The organism is Mesorhizobium sp. M4A.F.Ca.ET.050.02.1.1 (assembly GCF_003997725.1).
Lineage (GTDB): Bacteria > Pseudomonadota > Alphaproteobacteria > Rhizobiales > Rhizobiaceae > Mesorhizobium.
Map to the genome: position 1 here is coordinate 1 of NZ_RZSG01001138.1, position 1406 is coordinate 1406.

Below are 1406 nucleotides of genomic sequence, written 5' to 3' on the forward strand. Positions count from 1 at the left end.
TTCAGGCCAATATCGGAGGTCTTGATGCGCACCGCGCCCGAGACCGCGAGCGCGAAGGGCGCGCCGCCGAGCTCGGTCGGATCGATGCCGAGGAACTGATGGTGCATGATCGGATTGCCGACGAAGACGGAGTCCAGGATGTCGTTGCGCTGCACATTGCCTTCGGCGCAAACCTTGTCGACCAGGCTGGAAATCGCCTCGCGCACCGCGACCGTCATGCCTTCGCGGCCGTCCGGATTCATCATCACATAGGAGACACGGCTCATCAGATCCTCGCCGAAGCGGATCTGCGGGTTCGATGTGCCGGAAGAGGCCGCGACACGGCCGGACAGCAGCGACACCAGATGCATGGCGATGGTGGTCGAGCCGATATCGCAGGCGAGTCCGTAAGCCTCGTTCTTGAGGCCTGGCCACAGCGCGATGACGCGCGCGATATCACTGTCGGCATCCTTGTAGATGGCGGCGGTGGCGGTCCAGTTGCCCTTGCGCAGGATGCCCTGCACCTGCGGCATCAGGTAGAAGTCGAACTCGAGGCTCTTGAAGCCCCAGTCCTTCATCAGCGCGATCTTCAGGCGGTCGAGATCGCCGAGCGGCTTGTGCATGTCGGGCTCTTCGATCTCGACATAGCACATGCGCACTGCCGTATCGCGGGCGATCACCCTGGTGTCGGCATCCTTGCGGATGGTTTGGGCGTTGATGACCGTGTCCTGCGGCACGTCGATGACGAGGTCGCCGAGGATCTGCGCCGAGCAGGAGAGGCGCCGCCGCTCGGGAAGGCCGCGCACGCGCTCGTAGCGCTCCTCCTTGGCGCCCTTGGGCGAAATGTGGTCGTTGGAAGAGACGATCTTGTGCTTGGCGAAATTGCCTTCCTGCACCTCGATCTGGCAGCGCCCGCAAGTGGCGCGTCCGCCACAGACGCTTTCGACATAGACGCCGAGTTGACGCGCCGCGTCGAGCACCGGCGTGCCGACCGGAAACCGCCCGCGCTTGCCGGACGGCATGAACAGCACGAGCGGATCGGTGATGTTGGCAGGCGAGTTCACGATTGCGCGCTTATCCCCTGGCCATCCGGGCTTCGCGGCCGCCGCGGCGACGGCCGCCATTGCCGGCGCCTTCGCCGGGAGCGTTGACCGCCACCGGAGCGGCAACCGCATGGCCGCCTTCGGCCGGCTTGTAGTCCTTGTAGGTGCGGATCCAGTTGGTGCAGTTCTCGTCGGTGCCGTTCAGCACATTGGCGCCGCGCACCGCTTCCATTTCCTGCGGGCGCACCGGGTTCATGATCGCCGAGGTCATGCCGGCGCCGATCACCATCGGGATGAAGGCGGCGTTGATGCCGTGGCGGTGCGGCAGGCCGAAGGAGATGTTGGAGAGGCCGCACGTGGTGTTGACCTTGAGCTCCTCGCGCA

General features: G+C 65.2%; 1 protein-coding gene and 1 pseudogene. Both read right to left on the reverse strand.

Going from position 1 to position 1406, the window contains the following annotated elements; genetic code table 11:
• On the reverse strand, positions 1 to 1103 hold a 1103-nt coding region (locus EOA33_RS35740; RefSeq protein WP_127407727.1), incomplete at its 3' end, for a 2Fe-2S iron-sulfur cluster-binding protein.
• A pseudogene (locus EOA33_RS35745) lies at positions 1054 to 1406 on the reverse strand (methyltetrahydrofolate cobalamin methyltransferase); the annotation flags it as partial. The gene EOA33_RS35740 and the pseudogene EOA33_RS35745, both read right to left, overlap by 50 nt.